Origin of the sequence: Serratia sp. AS12, assembly GCF_000214195.1 — a bacterium.
GTDB lineage: Bacteria > Pseudomonadota > Gammaproteobacteria > Enterobacterales > Enterobacteriaceae > Serratia > Serratia plymuthica.
In genome coordinates this window covers 4,785,863-4,802,854 of the sequence record NC_015566.1, presented here as the reverse complement: position 1 = coordinate 4,802,854, position 16,992 = coordinate 4,785,863, and the positions used below count along the sequence as shown (strand labels likewise).

At 56.4% G+C, this 16,992-nt stretch carries 20 protein-coding genes and 1 other RNA gene; 6 read left to right on the top strand and 15 right to left on the bottom strand.

All coding sequences use genetic code 11. The features are described from left to right. Positions 1 to 48: 48 nt before the first annotated feature. From arcB to mtgA, 3 genes are all read left to right on the top strand, one after another. Entirely contained in the window at positions 49 to 2,388 is a 2,340-nt protein-coding gene (gene arcB, locus SERAS12_RS22210) for an aerobic respiration two-component sensor histidine kinase ArcB (RefSeq protein WP_013814668.1), read from the top strand. A 238-nt stretch (positions 2,389 to 2,626) separates the two neighbouring features. Then, positions 2,627 to 3,280 carry an isoprenoid biosynthesis glyoxalase ElbB gene (elbB, locus tag SERAS12_RS22205; protein ID WP_013814667.1) on the top strand — a complete coding sequence of 218 codons (654 nt, stop codon included), beginning with the start codon at positions 2,627 to 2,629 and terminating at the stop codon, positions 3,278 to 3,280. Beyond that, positions 3,277 to 4,008 carry a monofunctional biosynthetic peptidoglycan transglycosylase gene (gene mtgA, locus SERAS12_RS22200; RefSeq protein WP_013814666.1) on the top strand — a complete coding sequence of 244 codons (732 nt, stop codon included), beginning with the start codon at positions 3,277 to 3,279 and terminating at the stop codon, positions 4,006 to 4,008. Before elbB ends, mtgA begins: the two co-directional genes overlap by 4 nt. Before the next feature lie 42 nt (positions 4,009 to 4,050). Here mtgA and dolP read toward each other — a convergent pair whose 3' ends face one another. The 4 genes from dolP to SERAS12_RS22180 are packed head-to-tail and all read right to left on the bottom strand — an operon-like array spanning position 4,051 to position 7,655. Continuing rightward, positions 4,051 to 4,626 carry a division/outer membrane stress-associated lipid-binding lipoprotein gene (gene dolP / locus SERAS12_RS22195; protein ID WP_013814665.1) on the bottom strand — a complete coding sequence of 192 codons (576 nt, stop codon included), beginning with the start codon at positions 4,624 to 4,626 and terminating at the stop codon, positions 4,051 to 4,053. Between the two features lie 9 nt (positions 4,627 to 4,635). Then, positions 4,636 to 5,226, bottom strand: a complete 591-nt coding sequence (diaA, locus tag SERAS12_RS22190) for a DnaA initiator-associating protein DiaA (protein WP_004948462.1) — start codon at positions 5,224 to 5,226, stop codon at positions 4,636 to 4,638. Between the two features lie 51 nt (positions 5,227 to 5,277). Further along, complete coding sequence (locus tag SERAS12_RS22185) at positions 5,278 to 5,631, bottom strand: YraN family protein (RefSeq protein WP_004948459.1); 354 nt, start codon at positions 5,629 to 5,631, stop codon at positions 5,278 to 5,280. Continuing rightward, on the bottom strand, positions 5,628 to 7,655 hold the full coding sequence (locus tag SERAS12_RS22180) for a penicillin-binding protein activator (RefSeq protein ID WP_013814663.1): 2,028 nt from the start codon (positions 7,653 to 7,655) through the stop codon (positions 5,628 to 5,630). The genes SERAS12_RS22185 and SERAS12_RS22180 overlap by 4 nt, the downstream gene beginning before the upstream one ends. Positions 7,656 to 7,717: 62 nt before the next feature. Between SERAS12_RS22180 and rsmI the strand changes: the two genes are divergently transcribed. Both rsmI and rnpB read left to right on the top strand, forming a co-directional pair. Continuing rightward, entirely contained in the window at positions 7,718 to 8,581 is an 864-nt protein-coding gene (rsmI, locus tag SERAS12_RS22175) for a 16S rRNA (cytidine(1402)-2'-O)-methyltransferase (RefSeq protein WP_013814662.1), read from the top strand. 41 nt (positions 8,582 to 8,622) lie between these two features. Beyond that, an RNA gene (rnpB, locus tag SERAS12_RS25185) (RNase P RNA component class A) lies at positions 8,623 to 9,001 on the top strand. Positions 9,002 to 9,059: 58 nt separating this feature from the next. Here the strand turns inward: rnpB and SERAS12_RS22170 are convergent. Further along, the gene (locus SERAS12_RS22170) at positions 9,060 to 9,761 is read right to left on the bottom strand and encodes a pirin family protein (RefSeq protein WP_013814661.1); all 702 of its coding nucleotides are present in this window, start codon (positions 9,759 to 9,761) and stop codon (positions 9,060 to 9,062) included. Positions 9,762 to 9,868: 107 nt separating this feature from the next. Between SERAS12_RS22170 and SERAS12_RS22165 the strand changes: the two genes are divergently transcribed. Next, positions 9,869 to 10,774, top strand: a complete 906-nt coding sequence (locus SERAS12_RS22165; protein WP_004948447.1) for a LysR family transcriptional regulator — start codon at positions 9,869 to 9,871, stop codon at positions 10,772 to 10,774. Between the two features lie 99 nt (positions 10,775 to 10,873). On the opposite strand, the gene SERAS12_RS22160 is transcribed toward SERAS12_RS22165, so the two are convergent. The 10 genes from SERAS12_RS22160 to exuR all read right to left on the bottom strand — a co-directional run bounded on the left by SERAS12_RS22160 (position 10,874) and on the right by exuR (position 16,968). Further along, entirely contained in the window at positions 10,874 to 11,860 is a 987-nt protein-coding gene (locus SERAS12_RS22160; RefSeq protein WP_013814660.1) for a glutathione S-transferase family protein, read from the bottom strand. Positions 11,861 to 11,935: 75 nt separating this feature from the next. Then, the gene (locus SERAS12_RS22155; protein ID WP_013814659.1) at positions 11,936 to 12,331 is read right to left on the bottom strand and encodes a DoxX family protein; all 396 of its coding nucleotides are present in this window, start codon (positions 12,329 to 12,331) and stop codon (positions 11,936 to 11,938) included. A gap of 297 nt (positions 12,332 to 12,628) precedes the next feature. Continuing rightward, entirely contained in the window at positions 12,629 to 12,916 is a 288-nt protein-coding gene (locus SERAS12_RS22150) for a YqjK-like family protein (RefSeq protein WP_013814658.1), read from the bottom strand. Further along, a complete protein-coding gene (locus SERAS12_RS22145; protein ID WP_013814657.1) occupies positions 12,913 to 13,314 on the bottom strand; it encodes a phage holin family protein in 402 nt (133 codons plus the stop codon). Before SERAS12_RS22145 ends, SERAS12_RS22150 begins: the two co-directional genes overlap by 4 nt. 1 nt (position 13,315) lies before the next feature. Next, complete coding sequence (locus SERAS12_RS22140) at positions 13,316 to 13,621, bottom strand: YqjD family protein (protein ID WP_013814656.1); 306 nt, start codon at positions 13,619 to 13,621, stop codon at positions 13,316 to 13,318. A 164-nt stretch (positions 13,622 to 13,785) separates the two neighbouring features. Further along, a complete protein-coding gene (locus tag SERAS12_RS22135; RefSeq protein WP_013814655.1) occupies positions 13,786 to 14,157 on the bottom strand; it encodes a DUF1090 domain-containing protein in 372 nt (123 codons plus the stop codon). A gap of 210 nt (positions 14,158 to 14,367) precedes the next feature. Then, positions 14,368 to 14,739 carry an EnvZ/OmpR regulon moderator MzrA gene (gene mzrA, locus SERAS12_RS22130; RefSeq protein WP_006320501.1) on the bottom strand — a complete coding sequence of 124 codons (372 nt, stop codon included), beginning with the start codon at positions 14,737 to 14,739 and terminating at the stop codon, positions 14,368 to 14,370. Then, on the bottom strand, positions 14,739 to 15,419 hold the full coding sequence (locus tag SERAS12_RS22125; protein WP_004948426.1) for a DedA family protein: 681 nt from the start codon (positions 15,417 to 15,419) through the stop codon (positions 14,739 to 14,741). The genes mzrA and SERAS12_RS22125 overlap by 1 nt, the downstream gene beginning before the upstream one ends. Before the next feature lie 139 nt (positions 15,420 to 15,558). Further along, positions 15,559 to 16,005, bottom strand: a complete 447-nt coding sequence (locus SERAS12_RS22120) for a hypothetical protein (protein ID WP_013814654.1) — start codon at positions 16,003 to 16,005, stop codon at positions 15,559 to 15,561. 186 nt (positions 16,006 to 16,191) lie between these two features. Then, positions 16,192 to 16,968 (bottom strand): transcriptional regulator ExuR, encoded by a 777-nt coding sequence (gene exuR, locus SERAS12_RS22115; protein WP_004948422.1) that lies wholly within the window; start codon positions 16,966 to 16,968, stop codon positions 16,192 to 16,194. Between the last annotated feature and the right edge of the window lie 24 nt (positions 16,969 to 16,992).

Below are 16,992 nucleotides of genomic sequence, written 5' to 3'. Positions count from 1 at the left end.
CGAGGTTTTACGGTATGATTTAACCGATTCTGTCTGATGGGAGCCGCTATGAAGCAAATCCGGGTATTAGCCCAGTACTACGTTGATTTAATGGTGAAACTGGGGCTGGTGCGCTTTTCGCTGCTGCTGGCTTCGGCGCTGGTGGTACTGGCGATGGTGGTACAGATGGCGGTGACCATGCTGCTGCGCGGCGAGGTGGAAAGCATCGACGTGGTACGTTCGATCTTCTTCGGCCTGCTGATTACGCCCTGGGCGGTGTACTTTCTGTCGGTGGTGGTCGAGCAACTGGAAGAATCCCGCCAGCGCCTGGCGCGTCTGGTCGATAAACTGGAAGAAATGCGCCACCGCGATCTGGAGCTGAACCAGCAGCTCAAGGACAATATCAGCCAGTTGAATCAGGAAATCGCCGACCGCATCAAGGCGGAGCAAGATCGCCAGCAGGTGATGGACAAGCTGACGGAAGAGATGGAACAGCGCGAGCTGGCGCAGATTGAGTTGGGTCAGCAATCGGCGCTGTTGCGCTCGTTCCTCGATGCCTCCCCTGACCTGGTGTATTACCGCAACGAAGACAAAGAATTCTCCGGGTGTAACCGGGCGATGGAGCTGCTGACCGGCAAAAGCGAAAAGCAGCTGATCGGCCTGACGCCGTTTGACGTCTACAGCCAGGAGATCGCCGAAAAGGTGATAGAAACCGACGAGAAGGTCTTTCGCCATAACGTCTCCCTGACCTACGAACAGTGGCTGGTTTACCCGGACGGGCGCAAGGCCTGTTTTGAGCTGCGAAAGGTGCCGTTTTACGATCGCGTGGGCAAACGTCACGGACTGATGGGCTTTGGCCGCGATATAACCGAGCGTAAGCGCTACCAGGACGCGCTGGAGAATGCCAGCAGGGACAAGACCACCTTCATCTCAACGATCAGCCACGAGCTTCGTACGCCGCTTAACGGCATTGTCGGGCTGAGCCGCATTCTGCTCGATACCGACTTGAACGATGAGCAACTGAAATACCTGAAGACCATCCATGTCAGCGCCATCACGCTGGGCAATATCTTTAATGACATCATTGAGATGGATAAGCTCGAGCGGCGGAAAGTGCAGCTCGACAACCAGCCGGTGGATTTTACCGGTTTCCTGGCGGATCTGGAAAACCTCTCCGGTCTGCTGGCGCAGCCGAAAGGCCTGCAGTTCGTGATGGAGCCGCAATCGCCGCTGCCGCAGCAAATCATCACCGACGGTACCCGCCTGCGGCAGATCCTGTGGAACCTGATCGGCAATGCGGTGAAGTTTACCCCGCACGGGCAGATTGTGGTGCGTGTGCGGCGTGAAGAGCAGGATCGACTGGTGTTTGAGGTGGAAGACTCCGGCATGGGTATCCCTCAGGACGAACAGGACAAGATCTTCGCCATGTATTATCAGGTTAAAGATCAGCACGGCGGCCGCCCGGCGACCGGCACCGGCATCGGGTTGGCTGTTTCCAAGCGCCTGGCACAGAGTATGGGCGGCGATATCACCGTCAGCAGCGTACAGGGGCACGGTTCTTGCTTCACCTTGACCATCAATGCGCCGGCGGTGCAGGAAGCTGAAAGTGAGGCGCGGGCCGAGGAGGATCTGCCGTTGCCGGCGCTGCATATCCTGCTGGTGGAGGATATCGAACTGAACGTGATTGTGGCGCGCTCGGTGCTGGAGAAGCTCGGCAACAGCGTGGACGTGGCGATGAATGGCACCGACGCGCTGGCGATGTTCGATCCGGACGAGTTTGATCTGGTGCTGCTGGATATCCAACTGCCGGACATGACCGGGCTGGATATCGCCCGGGTGTTGCGCGAGCGTTATGCCGGACAAGCGCTGCCGCCGCTGGTTGCTTTGACCGCCAACGTGCTGAAAGACAAAAAAGAGTATCTCGACGCGGGTATGGACGATGTGCTGAGCAAGCCGCTTTCTGTACCGGCGTTGACCAAAGTCATTAAACATTACTGGGATCATCAACCCTCTCACACTACAAAGAAAACGGAGCAAAAGGCGATGCAGATTAATGAGTCGTTACTGGATACCACAATGCTGGAACAGTACATGGACCTGGTGGGGCCGCAACTGATTCATCAGAGCCTGGAGATGTTTGAGCAGATGATGCCGGGCTATCTGGCGGTGCTGGAGTCCAATATGACGGCGCGTGACCAGAAAGGCATCACCGAAGAAGGGCATAAAATCAAGGGCGCTTGCGGGTCGGTTGGCCTGCGTCATTTGCAGCAGCTTGCACAGCAAATTCAAACCCCGACGCTGCCGGCGTGGTGGGATAACGTGCAGGACTGGGTTGATGAGCTCAAGCAGGAATGGCGCAACGATGTACAGGTACTGCGTGAGTGGGTTGCGAACGCTGAAAAAAAATGACCCCGACCTAGGCCGGGGTGCGCGAATATTGCGCCAACACCAGGGAAATTGTGAACCTGCGTATTGGTATTCAGTGTTCTGGTCGAGCAGGTTGTAGAGAATTCCTAAACATCATACAGCCAACAACATAGCAAATGTAAGCGCTCTTGTTAGAAGATTCATTAAAATATGTGATGTAGATTAGTGTTTGTTAACTCCGAGCATTAACCAGTTGACAGTCTCATAAGGAGTAAGGGTGATGAAAAACGTTGGCGTTGTGCTGAGCGGCTGCGGAGTTTATGACGGCGCGGAGATCCATGAAGCTGTCCTGACGCTGCTTGCATTGGACCGGGCGGGGGCACAGGCGGTGTGCTTTGCACCGGATAAATCTCAACTTCATGTTATTAATCACTTAACTGGCGATGAAATGCCGGAAGAACGCAATGTTTTGGTCGAGTCTGCGCGTATTGCCAGAGGGAACATTCAGCCGCTTTCACAGGCCGATGCCAGCCAGTTGGATGCGCTGATTGTACCCGGTGGGTTTGGTGCGGCGAAGAACCTCAGCAGCTTCGCCAGTGAAGGGGCGGAATGCTGGATTGATAAAGATTTAGCTAAGTTAACGCAACAAATGTATAAGGCAAATAAACCAATTGGTTTTATGTGCATTTCCCCCGCGCTGCTGCCGAAGCTGCTGGATCAACAAGTGCGGCTGACCATTGGCAACGATCCGGACCTGGGTGAAGTGATTGATGCCATGGGGGGCGAGCCGGTTATTTGCCCGGTTGATGACATCGTGGTGGATATTGAGAACAAAGTGGTGACCACGCCGGCCTATATGTTGGCGAAATCTATCGGCGAGGCGGCCGACGGGATTGATAAGCTGGTTTCACGGGTGCTGGATTTGGTTGAATGAGAAAGTCCGCGGGCAAATCGATTTTTTCCCGACCGTGGTTTTGGCTGAAACTCGGAATTATTGCCCTTGTCGGCCTGTGGGGGCTTGGGATAGCCGTTTTTGCTTTCTTGCCGGTGCCTTTTTCTGCGGTGATGGCGGAGCGGCAGTTCGGCGCCTGGCTGAGCGGTGATTTTGGCTATGTGGCGCATTCCGACTGGGTATCGATGGACGATATTTCCCCGCAGATGGCGCTGGCGGTCATGGCGGCGGAGGACCAGAAGTTCCCTGAACACTGGGGGTTCGACGTGGCGGCGATCGAAAAGGCGCTCAGCCACAACGAACGTCGCCCCACACGCATCCGCGGCGCCTCCACGCTGTCGCAGCAAACGGCGAAGAACCTGTTTCTGTGGGATGGCCGCAGCTGGCTGCGCAAGGGGCTGGAGGCCGGGCTGACCTCGGGGATCGAACTGGTGTGGACCAAGCGTCGGATCCTGACGGTTTACCTGAATATCGTTGAATTTGGCGATGGGGTATTCGGCGTGGAAGAGGCGTCGCAACGCTTTTTCAATAAGCCGGCAAAACGCCTGACTGCTTCTGAAGCGGCTCTGCTGGCGGCGGTGTTGCCAAACCCGCATCGTTTTAAAGCCAGTGCGCCTTCCGGCTATGTGATTCAACGGCAACAGTGGATTATGCGCCAGATGCGGCAGTTGGGTGGGGAAGGTTTTCTTAAAGACAATAATCTGGATTAGCGCGCCGGGATAAAGGCATCAGGCCTACCCCGGCGCAGCGGGTTATTTCACGAAGGTAAAAGCGGTGGTGACGTGTTTCACGCCGCTCACCTGGCTGGCGATCTGCGCAGCCGATTGCGCTTCCTGTTGTGTGACCAGGCCCAGCAGGAACACCTCGCCGTTTTCGGTAGTGACCTTCACATTGGATGATTTCACCGTGTCGCTGGTGAGCAGCTGCGAGCGAACCTTGGTGGTGATCCAGGTATCGGAGGACGCAGTGCCGAGGCTGATTGGCGTCCCTTGGCGGATCTCGTTATACACCTCGGACGTGCCTTCGACACCCATCGCTATTTGCTTGGCGCGGGCGGCGAGGTCGGTGCTCGGCGACTGGCCGGTCAGCAATACTTTACCCTGATAGGCGGTAGCAACCACCCGGGCGTCTTTCTTCAGCTGTTGATCTTTACTCAGGGCGTTTTCAACCCGGGCTTCCAGCGTGCCGTCGTCTACCTGAGTGCCCACGCTGCGTGGGTCAGTGGCGCTCTTGGTGGCGACAGCTGCGCTGCCGACGACAACGCCGGCGATACAGCCTTGTAACAGCAGGGCGCTGGATAGCACTGCAAATGTGGCTTTCAGCTTCATCTCAGTTCCTTATTCGTCCTGGTGGGGAAACAACGTACTATCTATCAGGTCGCATAGGCAATTTACTGTGAGCATATGCATTTCCTGAATACGAGCACTGCGATGCGATGGGATACGGATCTCGACATCCTGTTGACCGAGCAAACCGGCCAGCTCCCCGCCGTCGTAACCGGTGAGTGCGACAATCGTCATGTCACGCGTCACTGCGGCTTCGACCGCTTTCACAATATCACGGCTGTTGCCGCGGGTGGAAATTGCCAGCAAGACGTCGCCGGCATGGCCGAGTGCGCGCACCTGCTTGGCATAAACTTCATCGTGCAGACGATCGTTGGTGATCGCCGTCAGCACCACGTTATCGGCATTCAGCGCAATGGCCGGCAGGCTTGGGCGCTCGGTTTCAAAGCGGTTGATCATGCTGGCGGCGAAATGCTGCGCGTTGGCCGCCGAGGTACCGTTGCCGCAGCACAGAATTTTATTACCGTTAAGTAAGGATTGAACCAGCGTCATCGCCGCACGCGAGATGGCGTCGGGCAAGGCTTCCGCCGCCGCAATCTGGGTTTGGATGCTTTCGGTAAAACAGGCTTTAATTCTATCCAGCACGTTGTATTAATCCACTAAGTCAAAGGGCCGGTCTGCACCGGTAAACCATGATTAATCCGCATTGAAGGCGTTGGGTATCCATTCTAACTGGCTACCGGTGATGGCCAAAACATCAAAACGGCAAGACGATGTGTCAAAACTGGCTCCGCGCCCCGCCAACCAAACGGCGGCGGCATGCAGCAACCGCTGCTGTTTACGGTAAGTCACGCTGGCGGCCGCACCGCCAAAGGCGTCGCTGCGGCGGTAGCGGACTTCAACAAACACCCAGGTTTGACCATCGCGCATGATGAGATCGAGCTCACCGCCGCGCAGCGTAACGTTGGCGGCGAAGAAGGTGAGCCCGGCGCGTTCCAGATAGCGGCGGGCCTGTAACTCATAGCCCGCCCCCTTGGCGCGTTGACTCAAGAGACGGGAACCACCATTCCCTGACGGTATTGCAGCCAAGGCAGTTTCCTGTTGATCACACAGCTTGGTGAGGCGGTCAGCATGCCGGTGGTGCCGGATACCTGGAAGCCAGGCAACTGGCGCATTTCAGCAAAGTGATTGGCCAATGTCCAGGCATCCATCCCCATGGCGTACAGACGCACCAGCGAATAGTCGTTGCGGAACCGGCTGCTCGCCTGCTGCAACAGCTGCGGGTTGGCGCCGGCCAGCAACGGGATATCGCTGAACTGCAGGCCTTCCATTTCCAGACGGAAGTCAGGGCCTGCACCGGCCTGGTAGCTACGCGAGCTGGCGTACATTGCCGGCTTGCTGCGCGAGGTGGTGGCCATGTCGATCATCGGTTTGATCAGCGTCAGCTGGGACTGGGTCGCCACGATGTAGACTGCATCCACGTTGCCGCCGGATTCGGCAGGCACATCGCTTGGCGGCGCCGGGATGGTCAGCCCGGCAATGGTCACGGCCTGTGGAGCCGGTGCCGCGGAAATCGGCGTACCGGTCATGCGGATGCCGCCGCTGTTCACCGCCTGACGCAGTTCGCCGGCAGAGCCGATACCTTGTTGCAGTACGGTCTGGCCGCCCAGTTTTTGCCATTCCTGGTTAAAGGCTTTGGCAACGCGATCGCCGAACGAACCGCGCGGGATCAGCAGCAGTGGTTGGCGCTTTTGCTGTTCCCAAATGTGGCGGGCAGCGTCGCGCGCTTCGTCTTCCGGCGACAGGGCGAAGTAACAGATGTTCGGATTGTCTTTCGGCGTTTCCGGCTGATTGAGCGCCAGCACGTTCAGCGTGGTATTGCTGCCGGACAGTTGATCGACGTTCTCTTTCAGCAGCGGGCCCACCACCAGGGTTGCGCCGTCTTGCTGTGCCTGTGTCAGTAACGCGGCCAGCGGTTGGCTGGTGGTATCATACACTTTAATTTGCGTATTGGTGGCCTGCGGCGGCGTAATCTGCGCATTGGATGGCGTAGAAGGTTGAGCCGCAGTCACGGGCGCGGCATCCGCAGACGGCGCCGAGGTGCTTACCGCGCCGTTGGCATTGGCATCCGCAGGGGCTGCTGCCTGAACGGGATTGTTGGCAGGTTGCTGTTGTTGCTGTACCTGCGCCGGTGCGGTCACGCCGTTTTTCGCCGCTTCAAAACCTTGTTGGATTGCGTCGGCGAACACTTTTGCCTGGCCGTTCATCGGCAGCAGCAGGGCGATTTTAGAGGTGGAAGCCTGGGTAAAGTTCAGCACCTGGTTCAACTGCGTCGGCAACGTTTTCGCCGCCGGGTTCTGCGGGTAACGGTTTTGCCAGTCCTTGATGCCGGCCTTCAGCAGGTCGGGATCTTGCTTGTTGTCCTGATAGACACGCAGCAGATCCAGCCAGCCTTGCAGCACGTTTTCATTGGCGTTGATCACCAGACTGCTCATGTCCTGCGGCGTCAACTGCAGCAGCGCCTGCCAGGTTTGATCCAGATTGGTTTGATGAGCCTTGCCGGTCAGCAACGGTTCCTGCGCAACGTAGGCGCGGATCAACGGCAGAGAGGGTTTACCCTGATTGGCGGCGATCTGCGCCTGGTAGAAGCGCACCAATTGGTTAGCTGACAATGAACCGCTATCCAGATGGCCCAGCGTGCTGCGGGCGCTCACATAGCTTTTGTTCGCCACCTGCAGTTCTGCGGTCAGCAACTGGCGTTCAACCTGCTGAACGCTGTTGAGGTTTTTCGACAGTTGGTTCAGTTGTTCACCGGCCTGCGGCAGTTTTCCTTCACGTAACAGCGCGCGAATAGCAAGTAATTGCCAGTCAGCCTTGTTATCATCGCTGCTTTGTTGCAGCTGCTTCAGATAGTAATCGGAGCTGGCGCTCGCTTCGTCCTGTATATTGGCGGGCGGCGTCTGCGGGGCCTGACCAGGACAGCCTGCAAGGAGCAGGGCTGCCGCGATAACTGCGGTAAGTCGGACAGGCTTTGAACGCCCTGCTTTGGTACGAACGAATGTTGAGGAAAGCATACTGTATCCAGTGATGTTTTTTTCAAGATGCTCAATATTAAATCGGCAACCCGGATGAAACAATGAATCAACACCAACAATCAGTCATTTCTGCATCAACGCTGTATGTGGTGCCCACTCCCATCGGCAATTTGGGGGATATTACCCACCGCGCGTTAGAGGTACTGAAAAGCGTTGATCTGATTGCGGCCGAGGACACGCGCCACACCGGGTTGCTGTTGCAACACTTTGCGATTAGCGCGCGGTTGTTTGCGCTGCATGACCATAACGAACAGCAAAAGGCGGACCAACTGCTGGCGAAACTGCAGGAAGGCCAGAGCATTGCGCTGGTTTCCGACGCCGGCACCCCGTTGATCAACGATCCCGGTTATCACCTGGTGCGTCGCTGCCGCGAAGCCGGCATCCGCGTGGTACCGCTGCCGGGGGCCTGTGCGGCAACCACCGCACTGTGTGCCGCCGGCGTTGCTTCAGACCGCTTCTGTTACGAAGGGTTCCTGCCGGCGAAAACCAAGGGGCGTAAGGATACGCTGATGGCGCTGGCAGAGGAACCGCGCACGTTGATTTTCTACGAATCCACCCACCGTTTGCTGGAAAGTTTGCAGGACATGGTCACTGTGTGGGGGCCGCAGCGCTATGTAGTGCTGGCGCGTGAACTGACCAAAACCTGGGAGTCCATCACGGGTGCGCCTGTGGGTGAGCTGCTGGCCTGGGTGCAGGAAGACGAAGTGCGTCGCCGTGGCGAAATGGTGCTGATTGTCGAAGGCCATAAGCCGCAGGATGACGCATTGCCGCTGGAGGCGCTGCGCACGCTGGCGTTGCTGCAAAAAGAATTGCCGCTGAAAAAGGCGGCGGCGTTGGCGGCGGAAATCCACGGCGTGAAGAAAAATGCGTTGTATAAACACGCGTTAGAGCAACAAGAACAGTAAAGCGGTTGACCTGCCGTGAGCGCGACGCTACTATCCGCGCCGGAGTTGACCAGACAGTCGCCGCTTCATTGCCGTCCCTTTCGGGGGAGACAGATGGAGGGGAGGAAAGTCCGGGCTCCATAGGGCAGGGTGCCAGGTAACGCCTGGGAGGCGCAAGCCTACGACTAGTGCAACAGAGAGCAAACCGCCGATGGCCCGCGCAAGCGGGATCAGGTAAGGGTGAAAGGGTGCGGTAAGAGCGCACCGCGCGACTGGCAACAGTTCGTGGCACGGTAAACTCCACCCGGAGCAAGGCCAAATAGGGGTTCACATGGTACGGCCCGTACTGAACCCGGGTAGGCTGCTTGAGCCAGTGAGCGATTGCTGGCCTAGAGGAATGACTGTCCACGACAGAACCCGGCTTACCGGTCAACTCCCTCTATAAAGAAAACCCCGCGTGACGCAAGTTACGCGGGGTTTTTTCCTTTCTGGATGCCCATTACACCGGTAAATCGATCAGCAGCGCGCGCAGCGGTGTCTCGGCGCGGATGGTCAGGCGGTTTTCCTCGTGGATAAAAGCCCCGTCGCCGCAGGTCAAGCGTTGGCCTTCGTTACGGTCGCCATTGGCTTCAATGGTACCGTGTATCGACTGCAGGTAAGCCCGTTGCCCGTTCAGCGCAAACGTCTGCTGTTCGCCCGGCTGTAAATCCAGATGATGGATCCACACCTGCTGGCGCAGTTGCAGGCTTCCCTGGGCGCCGTCCGGTGATGCCAGCAGCGTCGAGCCGTTATCCGGCAGCATCAGGCGCTGTACTCGATCGTTGTTGCGCTCCGGGCAGGCATCCAGCCACAGTTGCAGACGGGTCAGCGGCGTATCGCTGCTGACGTTCTGTTCGCTGTAACTCAGCCCTGGCTGCGTGGCCAACAACAAGGCTTCACCGGCCTTGGCGCGCACGGTATTGCCGTCGTTGTCGCGGTATTCGGCTTCCCCCTGCAAGATCAGATTCAGGATGTCCACGCTGGGATAGGTGCGTGGCTGGAATGACGCACCCGGCGCCAGCACCTCCTGGTTCAGCACCCGCAACGAGGCGTAGCCCATCAGCTTGGGATCGAAGTAATGTCCAAAAGAAAAGGTGTAGCGAGCCTGCAGCCAACCAAAGTCAGCTTGCCCGCATTGTTGTGCTGTTCTGCATGTAATCATGGCAATCGGCTCTCTAAATTCATTATCCAAATGGTAAGCATCTGGACGCCGGATTGTTAGCCAGTTAATCTGGTCGGCATATTCAAATTTCCTGACAGAGAGATTCGATGGCCAGAGATCGGGCGTTAACGCTTGAAGCGTTAAGGGTTATGGATGCGATCGACCGACGTGGCAGCTTTGCTGCGGCAGCCGATGAACTGGGGCGTGTGCCCTCGGCGCTCAGCTACACCATGCAAAAATTGGAAGAAGAATTGGACGTGGTGCTGTTCGATCGCTCCGGCCACCGCACCAAGTTCACCAACGTTGGGCGCATGTTACTGGAGCGCGGGCGGGTACTGCTGGAGGCGGCGGACAAGCTGACCACGGATGCCGAAGCGCTGGCGCGCGGTTGGGAAACTCACCTGACCATCGTCAGCGAAGCGCTGTCACCGGCGAGCAAACTGTTTCCGCTGGTCGACAAGCTGGCGCTGAAGGCCAATACCCAGGTATCGATTTTTACCGAAGTGCTGGCCGGTGCCTGGGAGCGGCTGGAGCAAGGGCGAGCCGATATCGTCATCGCCCCGGACATGCATTTCCGTGCTTCCTCGGAGATCAACACCCGCAAGCTCTACAAGGTGATGAGCGTCTACGTCGCCGCGCCGGATCACCCCATTCATCTGGAGCCGGAACCCTTGTCCGAACTGACTCGCGTGAAATACCGCGGCATTGCGGTGGCGGATACTGCCCGTGAACGGCCGGTATTGACCGTGCAGTTGTTGGATAAACAGCAACGCCTGACGGTCAGCACCATTGGCGACAAGCGCCTGGCGCTGCTGGCCGGCCTGGGCGTGGCGACCATGCCTTACCCGATGGTGGAAAAAGACATTGAAGAAGGGCGGCTGAGGGTGGTGGGGCCGGAATACAGCCGTGAGGCCGATATCATCATGGCCTGGCGGCGCGACAGCATGGGGGAGGCGAAAGCCTGGTTCCTGCGCGAAATCCCGCGGCTCTTCGCCCAGCAGGAACGGCAGTAACCGGACTGTGTGCTGCATTGATCGCCAACGGCCCGCAGGTGCAAGCACGGCGGGCCGTTTTATTGTTCCCCTTACCGCTAAAGAAAGGGGGAAAATGGGCTAACCGAAACGTTTGTCGCGGCCGTGCGGCTCGTCCAGATCCTGCGCCGGCCCGATGGAAATAATGCCGTGCGGATTGAGAGTGGTGTGGCTACGGTAATAGTGGTTGCGGATGTGCGGTAGGCTAACCGTTTCGGCGATGCCTGGCATCTGGTAGATGTCGCGCAGGAAGCCGTACAGGTTGAGATAATCGCTGATGCGGCGTTTATCGCATTTAAAATGGGTGACATACACCGGATCGAAGCGCACCAGCGTGGTCCACAGACGCAGGTCGGCTTCGGTCAGGCGATCGCCGGCCAGGTAACGGTGTTGGCCCAGGATCTGCTCCAGCCGCGCCAGTGCGTCAAACAGCGCATTCACCGCTTCGTCATAGGCTTCCTGACTGGTGGCGAAACCGGCCTTGTAGACACCGTTATTCACCTGGTCATAAATCCAACCGTTCAGCTCATCGATTTTACCGTGCAGATCGTTGGGATAATAATCCCCCGCGCGAGCGCCGACGCCATCAAATGCACTGTTGAACATGCGGATGATATCGGCAGATTCATTGCTGACGATGGTCTGCTGCTGCTTGTCCCACAATACCGGCACCGTTACGCGGCCGGTGTAATGTTCATCGGCGCGCAGGTAAAGCTGATAGAGAAAGTCTGAGTGATAAAGGCTGTCGCCGGTCGTTTCAGGGAAGTCCTGGCCGAAGGTCCAGCCGTTTTCCAACATCAGCGGATGCACCACGGAAACCGGGATAATCTGCTCCAGCCCCTTCAGCTTGCGCATCAGCAAAGTGCGGTGCGCCCAAGGGCAGGCGAGTGAAACATACAGGTGATAACGATCTTTCTCCGCTTTAAACCCTCCGGTGCCGTGTTCGCCCGGTTGGCCGTCTGCAGTCACCCAGTTGCGGAACTGAGAGGTTGAGCGTTTGAAACGGCCTCCGGTGGACGATGTGTCATACCAGATGTCTTGCCAAACGCCATCGACGAGTTGTCCCATGATGATCTCCTTCGTGTCCGAGTGAAAACGCAGAAGGGTCCGGCATGCCGGACCCCTGATTCGGTAATTAGAAGCTTACCACTTTTTGTTCAAAATACGGTCGATGCTGAAACCGCCTGGGCCGGCAACGGCCAGTACGATATAGCCACCGGCGATGGTCAGGTTCTTCATGAACATCAGCTGGTTTACGCCTTCCGCAAAGTTAGTATGGAACAGTACCGCGGTCAGAAGAGTGAAACCGGCAGTGAACAGCGCCACGGTGCGGGTCAGGAAACCGAACAGAATTGCCAGGCCGCCACCAAACTCCAGCAAGATGGTCAGCGGCAACAAGAAGCCAGGTACGCCCATCGATTGCATGTACTGCTGGGTGCCGGCATAGGCGTCGCCCATTTTGCCGTAACCTGCCACGATAAACAGAATTGGCATCAGAATACGAGCAACCAGCAAACCTGTATTTTCTAATTTTTTCATCATCAACTCCAAAGTGATTTTTAGTTCGCCAGTCTTGGCGTTTACCGCTGTTAGCGGGCGGAATGCCGGGTCTCTGACCCTGTCCTGCCCGTTACGTGTTTGATGGAGTGAATGTTAATCGGGAAGTGATTCCGTTGTTAGCAAGTAAAACTGTCGTATTTTTTCAAAAAAACTGAATCTGTAGCCTGCTAACAAATGATGGCGAATCAGAAAGTTACCCAGCCTTTATCGACAGAAAGAATAAATTTCTGTGAAAAAGGGGGCATAACGACGGAAGAATTGAAGAAATAAGTAGGATTACTTGGTCGAAAAAGTTTTCTGGATCAATCGGATAGTGCCAAAGGCACCAAAAGCGCGACGTGACCAGCGAATCAGTTTGCTTGGGTGGCGGATACCGTAAAGCGCCATCACGCTGGAGCCGACGACCAGGTATTTGCGCAGACCGAAGAGGGTTTGCCAACCGCGATCGATGCGTTCGGTTTTTTCCAGCCACAGGCTTTTGTTGTCGGCCAGATCCAGCCGTTGTTGCTGGATCTGCCGAATCAGTTTCTCTTTTCTCCATTCCAGGTAGCGACGGCGATTCATTTTTCACCCTCCAGCTCGGAACGGTCGATCTCCAACTGTTTGCGTGTAGCGCCCAACAGGGTGGAGCGGCGCGCTTTGACCAGCGTCCAGATGGCGCCGAAAATAGCCAGGAACAGCAATATGCCCGTGGTGGCGCCTAACGCCATCAGGCGGTAGATAGGGTCAATGGCCCAGAAAATCAGGATCAGCAGGCTCATCAGGCCAAATGCGGTGAATAAAAGGGTCATACCGGCCATGATCAGCAACTGAATGAGGTTCGCTTTCTCCTCTTCCAGCTCGACAACCGCCAGGCGCACCCGCGTTTCGACCATACTCACCAGAATGGTGATGATGCGTTGGGCGATATCGAGGACCCCTTTGGCGGGGCCCTGTGCACGAACTTGTGGTTGTTCTGCCATATTAGCGGCGCGCTAGCAGAACGCCCAGCACTACGCCAACCGCAGCGCCGATACCGATACCTGTCCACGGATTATCACGCACGTAATCATCCGCCTGGCCGGCGATTTGCTTGGTCTGGGAAGCTATTTTGTCCCCGGCGTCGCTCAGGCGAGCGCGGGTATCTTTCAATGCGTCTTCAGCTTTGGAGCGCAGCTTTTCCAGCTCGGCTTTTGGTTTATCGGTGGAAGAGTTCAGCACTTCTTCCAGCGTATCGGCTAAGGATTTAAGTTCAGCGCGTAAGTTTTCTGCATTTGAATCATGTGCCATGTGATTATTCCTTAACGTTAACTTCGACAGACTTTCAACATAGCGGATTTTTTCGCCGGAGCAAAGGGTGAATGGGTAGCTGATATCACTAAGCATTCATTCTATATACAGTAAAAATCCCGTATGATGCGGCTCTCAGCGATAAATCCGCTGGTGTAAAAAAATTATTCCGCCTGGGCCTGTTTAAGCTCGGCCTGTGCTTCCGTCAATTTTTTCTGCTTCTTGGCAACTTTATCCAGGTTGCCGGTTTGCTGGGCTGTTTTCAGCTCTTGCTGACGTTCAGCGACCTTGCTTTGTTTCTCTTCGATTTTTTTCTGGCGCTCGGCCTGCAGGCTCGCTTCGGTACAGTTCGCCTGTACTTCACTCAGCGCCTTTTTCAGCCCGGCTATACGGTTATGATTGCCATGTTGGGTGGCGTAATCAATCTGCTGCTGGATGTTTTGCGCCTTGGTCGCACAACCGCCTTCGGCGGCAAATGACAGGGTCGGCAATGCACATAACGGGAGGGCCAGTAAGAGTGAGTGGCGTAATTTCATGCTATCGGTTCCTTGTTAATGGGACGCATTGGCACGCATCCGCTTTTCCTGACTGCTTGCAAAAGCAGTGCGACAGGAGTTTACGCAGCTAGCTTTCAGCATAGCCTTGAATCGCGCAGACCCCAAAGAATCAGCCGCAGTTCGATGGCGATTGGTGATTAATTGAACGGGGCGTAAAAACGAAAGGAAAACCCTTCATTCGAAGGGGTATTATCCCAGATTGAGTGGGGCGCGTGCAAATTCACGCACCCAATGGGTCGGAACAGGGGATTCGCTCAGAGCGATGATATAACCCGGCGGTAAAATCGTTTGCAGCGCTTCGCGCGCCAACAACTGCTGTTCCGGTGAATCCAGGCGAATCACCAGACCATCACCTTCGGGAGTAATGCTTTTGATGCGAATGCCACGCTCATCCAGCCGCTGATAGACAAAAAAGCCGTCAGGCAGCGAAAGGCCTTGCTGGCCGGCGCGGATACGCAGCTCGCTTTCGGTGCGCACCATACAGGGCACCAGCAGCGTTGCCAGCGCCAACAGGGCGAGTGCAATCAGCAAAACATACTGCCAGCGCGGGCGCTTTGCCATCACGCCCCTTTCCCCTGATTCTGGCTGTCGGCGCGTTTCTTGCGCCACAGCACGATCAGCGATCCCACCAGCCCAACCACCAGCAGCACCAGCGGCAGCAGCATCAGGCAGAACATCAGTTGGTCTTCGTACTTGCGGAATACCGGGGTTTTGCCCAAAGCAAAGCCCAGTGACGTCAGGATCACCACCCACAGCAGGCCACTCATCCAGTTAAAGAATTGGAAACGGGCATTACTCAGGCCGGAGAGACCGGCAATGGTAGGCAACAGGGTGCGGACAAACGCCAGAAAACGACCGACCAGCAGAGCGGAAAGCCCGTGGCGGTGGAACAATTGGTGCGCGCGCTGGTGATAATGCGCCGGCAGATGCGACAGCCAGCCCTGCACCGTTCGCGTATTGCCCAGCCATTTGCCTTGTATGTAACTGACCCAGCACCCCAGGCTGGCGGCAACGGTCAGGATCAGGATGGTGAGCGGGAAATTCATGGTGCCTTTGGCGATCAAAACACCTACCAGGATCAGCAGGCTGTCGCCGGGTAAAAATGCCGCCGGCAGCAGGCCGTTTTCCAGAAATAAAATCAGAAACAGCAGGACGTAGAGCGTCCAGACCAGCGACGGGTTCGCCAGCGTCTCAAAATCCTGCTGCCATAAGGCATGTAACAGTTCTTTAATGATGTCCATCCGATGTTCCTAAAACGTCATTGTTTGTCTTTATCTCAGCGGCGGATCAGGAGTGGGCTGAAAGCGCGCGGGCGATCCTGGCTGCTGATAACGATGAAACGGTGTTGCTTTTAGTGAGTTCTCGTCGGTGCGACACCGGTCATGAGTGGTAAGTCAGCGTGCCACGATAAAGCATATTACTTTCTTTCCAGCCACCGAGCCTGTTTTGCTGCTGTGGGGTGTGCAGCATCCAGTTGGCCTGAACAAGCTGATTGGGTACAGATAAGTGCTGACGCGGGAATCTGGCATTATGGCCCAGTTCAGAGGTCAACGCATAGACCGGCTGCAATTGGGCGGAGGCCGGCAGTGAGCCGGGATAAGAATGCACACGCGGCAACAGCAGCGGTAATTTGCCGGGCGCTTTGCGCTGCAACTCTGCTGGAGACCGATAAACCTGGTCATAAGGGGACAGCGCCGGGTTATCGAGCGAGGGCAGGCTACTCAGTGCCGTGGGGGTTGCTTTGGAGGGTGCCGCGCATAGCTTTTGGCCGGAGACCGAGCCGGTCCAGCAAAAAAGAGCAATAAGCATGGCAAACAACCAGCGCATGTATTCGTGTTCCGCCCCGTAGCAAAGGGTAAAAAAAGTGGCCTAACTTTACCAAAATAGCACGATTGGCAACAGGGAAATCTACGTTGCCTCCGGTGAAATACTACACGGCAAACGGCGGCTCAGGCATCGATTCGGAGGATTTTACATTACCTGACATAACCCAACGGTTTTTGACCGCGTACGCTATTTGTTTTCGGCGGTCATGCCGTCCAGATGCACCACCGGGTTTTCGGCGAACAGATAGCGGTCGGCGTTATATTCGAAATCGTCGCTGGTGGCGTTGAACAGCATTTGCTTGGTGTTTTCCAGATGCTGCCACATTGCCAGTTTCGCGGCATAAGGGTCTTTACGTATCAATGCCTTGAGGATTTGATCGTGATCGTCGCACCAACTGGCGATAGATCGCTCGTCGATATGCTCGTGCAGCTTGATCCAGTAAGGGTTATTCACCCGCTGGCTCCACATTTTTTCCACGATGGTCGCCATCGCGGTATTTTGCGTGGCCAGCGCCACCTGCACGTGGAATTTCAGATCCCACTGCGAATCACGGAACCGGTCTTCCTTGCGTGCGTGTTCCTGGATCTCCATCAACTGGACGATATCTTGTTTGGTGACCTGTGTGGCGGCGAATTCGGCGATGTTGCTTTCAATCAACTGACGCGCCTGCAACAGTTCGAACGGCCCGGCGGTGGCGAACTCAATGCTGTCGCCCGGCACCACCAGATGCTTTTGCTGGTTGGACATCACGTGGATCCCGGACCCCTTGCGTACGTCAACGTAGCCTTCCACTTCCAGCATGATGATGGCTTCGCGTACCACGGTGCGGCTGACATTCATCTCTTCAGCAATATAGCGCTCGGCCGGCAGCTTATCGCCCACCGGGTAGCGGCCGCTTTCAATACGCTGCTTAAGCTCGGCGGCCAGTTGCTGATACAGGCGTCTGGTTTCAGTGAATTCCATAATGAATGCTCTTAGGGTAAGAAG

Excerpts from the sequence above, each read along its gene's own strand:
- SERAS12_RS22140 (WP_013814656.1), bottom strand. The coding sequence starts at position 13,621 with ATGGCACATGATTCAAATGCAGAAAACTTACGCGCTGAACTTAAATCC.
- SERAS12_RS22180 (WP_013814663.1), bottom strand. The coding sequence starts at position 7,655 with ATGCTTTCCTCAACATTCGTTCGTACCAAAGCAGGGCGTTCAAAGCCT.
- SERAS12_RS22120 (WP_013814654.1), bottom strand. The coding sequence starts at position 16,005 with ATGCGCTGGTTGTTTGCCATGCTTATTGCTCTTTTTTGCTGGACCGGC.
- SERAS12_RS22160 (WP_013814660.1), bottom strand. The coding sequence starts at position 11,860 with ATGGGACAACTCGTCGATGGCGTTTGGCAAGACATCTGGTATGACACA.
- mzrA (WP_006320501.1), bottom strand. The coding sequence starts at position 14,739 with ATGGCAAAGCGCCCGCGCTGGCAGTATGTTTTGCTGATTGCACTCGCC.
- SERAS12_RS22150 (WP_013814658.1), bottom strand. The coding sequence starts at position 12,916 with ATGAATCGCCGTCGCTACCTGGAATGGAGAAAAGAGAAACTGATTCGG.
- SERAS12_RS22165 (WP_004948447.1), top strand. The coding sequence starts at position 9,869 with ATGGCCAGAGATCGGGCGTTAACGCTTGAAGCGTTAAGGGTTATGGAT.
- SERAS12_RS22170 (WP_013814661.1), bottom strand. The coding sequence starts at position 9,761 with ATGATTACATGCAGAACAGCACAACAATGCGGGCAAGCTGACTTTGGT.
- dolP (WP_013814665.1), bottom strand. The coding sequence starts at position 4,626 with ATGAAGCTGAAAGCCACATTTGCAGTGCTATCCAGCGCCCTGCTGTTA.
- arcB (WP_013814668.1), top strand. The coding sequence starts at position 49 with ATGAAGCAAATCCGGGTATTAGCCCAGTACTACGTTGATTTAATGGTG.
- SERAS12_RS22155 (WP_013814659.1), bottom strand. The coding sequence starts at position 12,331 with ATGAAAAAATTAGAAAATACAGGTTTGCTGGTTGCTCGTATTCTGATG.
- exuR (WP_004948422.1), bottom strand. The coding sequence starts at position 16,968 with ATGGAATTCACTGAAACCAGACGCCTGTATCAGCAACTGGCCGCCGAG.
- SERAS12_RS22125 (WP_004948426.1), bottom strand. The coding sequence starts at position 15,419 with ATGGACATCATTAAAGAACTGTTACATGCCTTATGGCAGCAGGATTTT.
- elbB (WP_013814667.1), top strand. The coding sequence starts at position 2,627 with ATGAAAAACGTTGGCGTTGTGCTGAGCGGCTGCGGAGTTTATGACGGC.
- rsmI (WP_013814662.1), top strand. The coding sequence starts at position 7,718 with ATGAATCAACACCAACAATCAGTCATTTCTGCATCAACGCTGTATGTG.
- SERAS12_RS22135 (WP_013814655.1), bottom strand. The coding sequence starts at position 14,157 with ATGAAATTACGCCACTCACTCTTACTGGCCCTCCCGTTATGTGCATTG.
- mtgA (WP_013814666.1), top strand. The coding sequence starts at position 3,277 with ATGAGAAAGTCCGCGGGCAAATCGATTTTTTCCCGACCGTGGTTTTGG.
- SERAS12_RS22145 (WP_013814657.1), bottom strand. The coding sequence starts at position 13,314 with ATGGCAGAACAACCACAAGTTCGTGCACAGGGCCCCGCCAAAGGGGTC.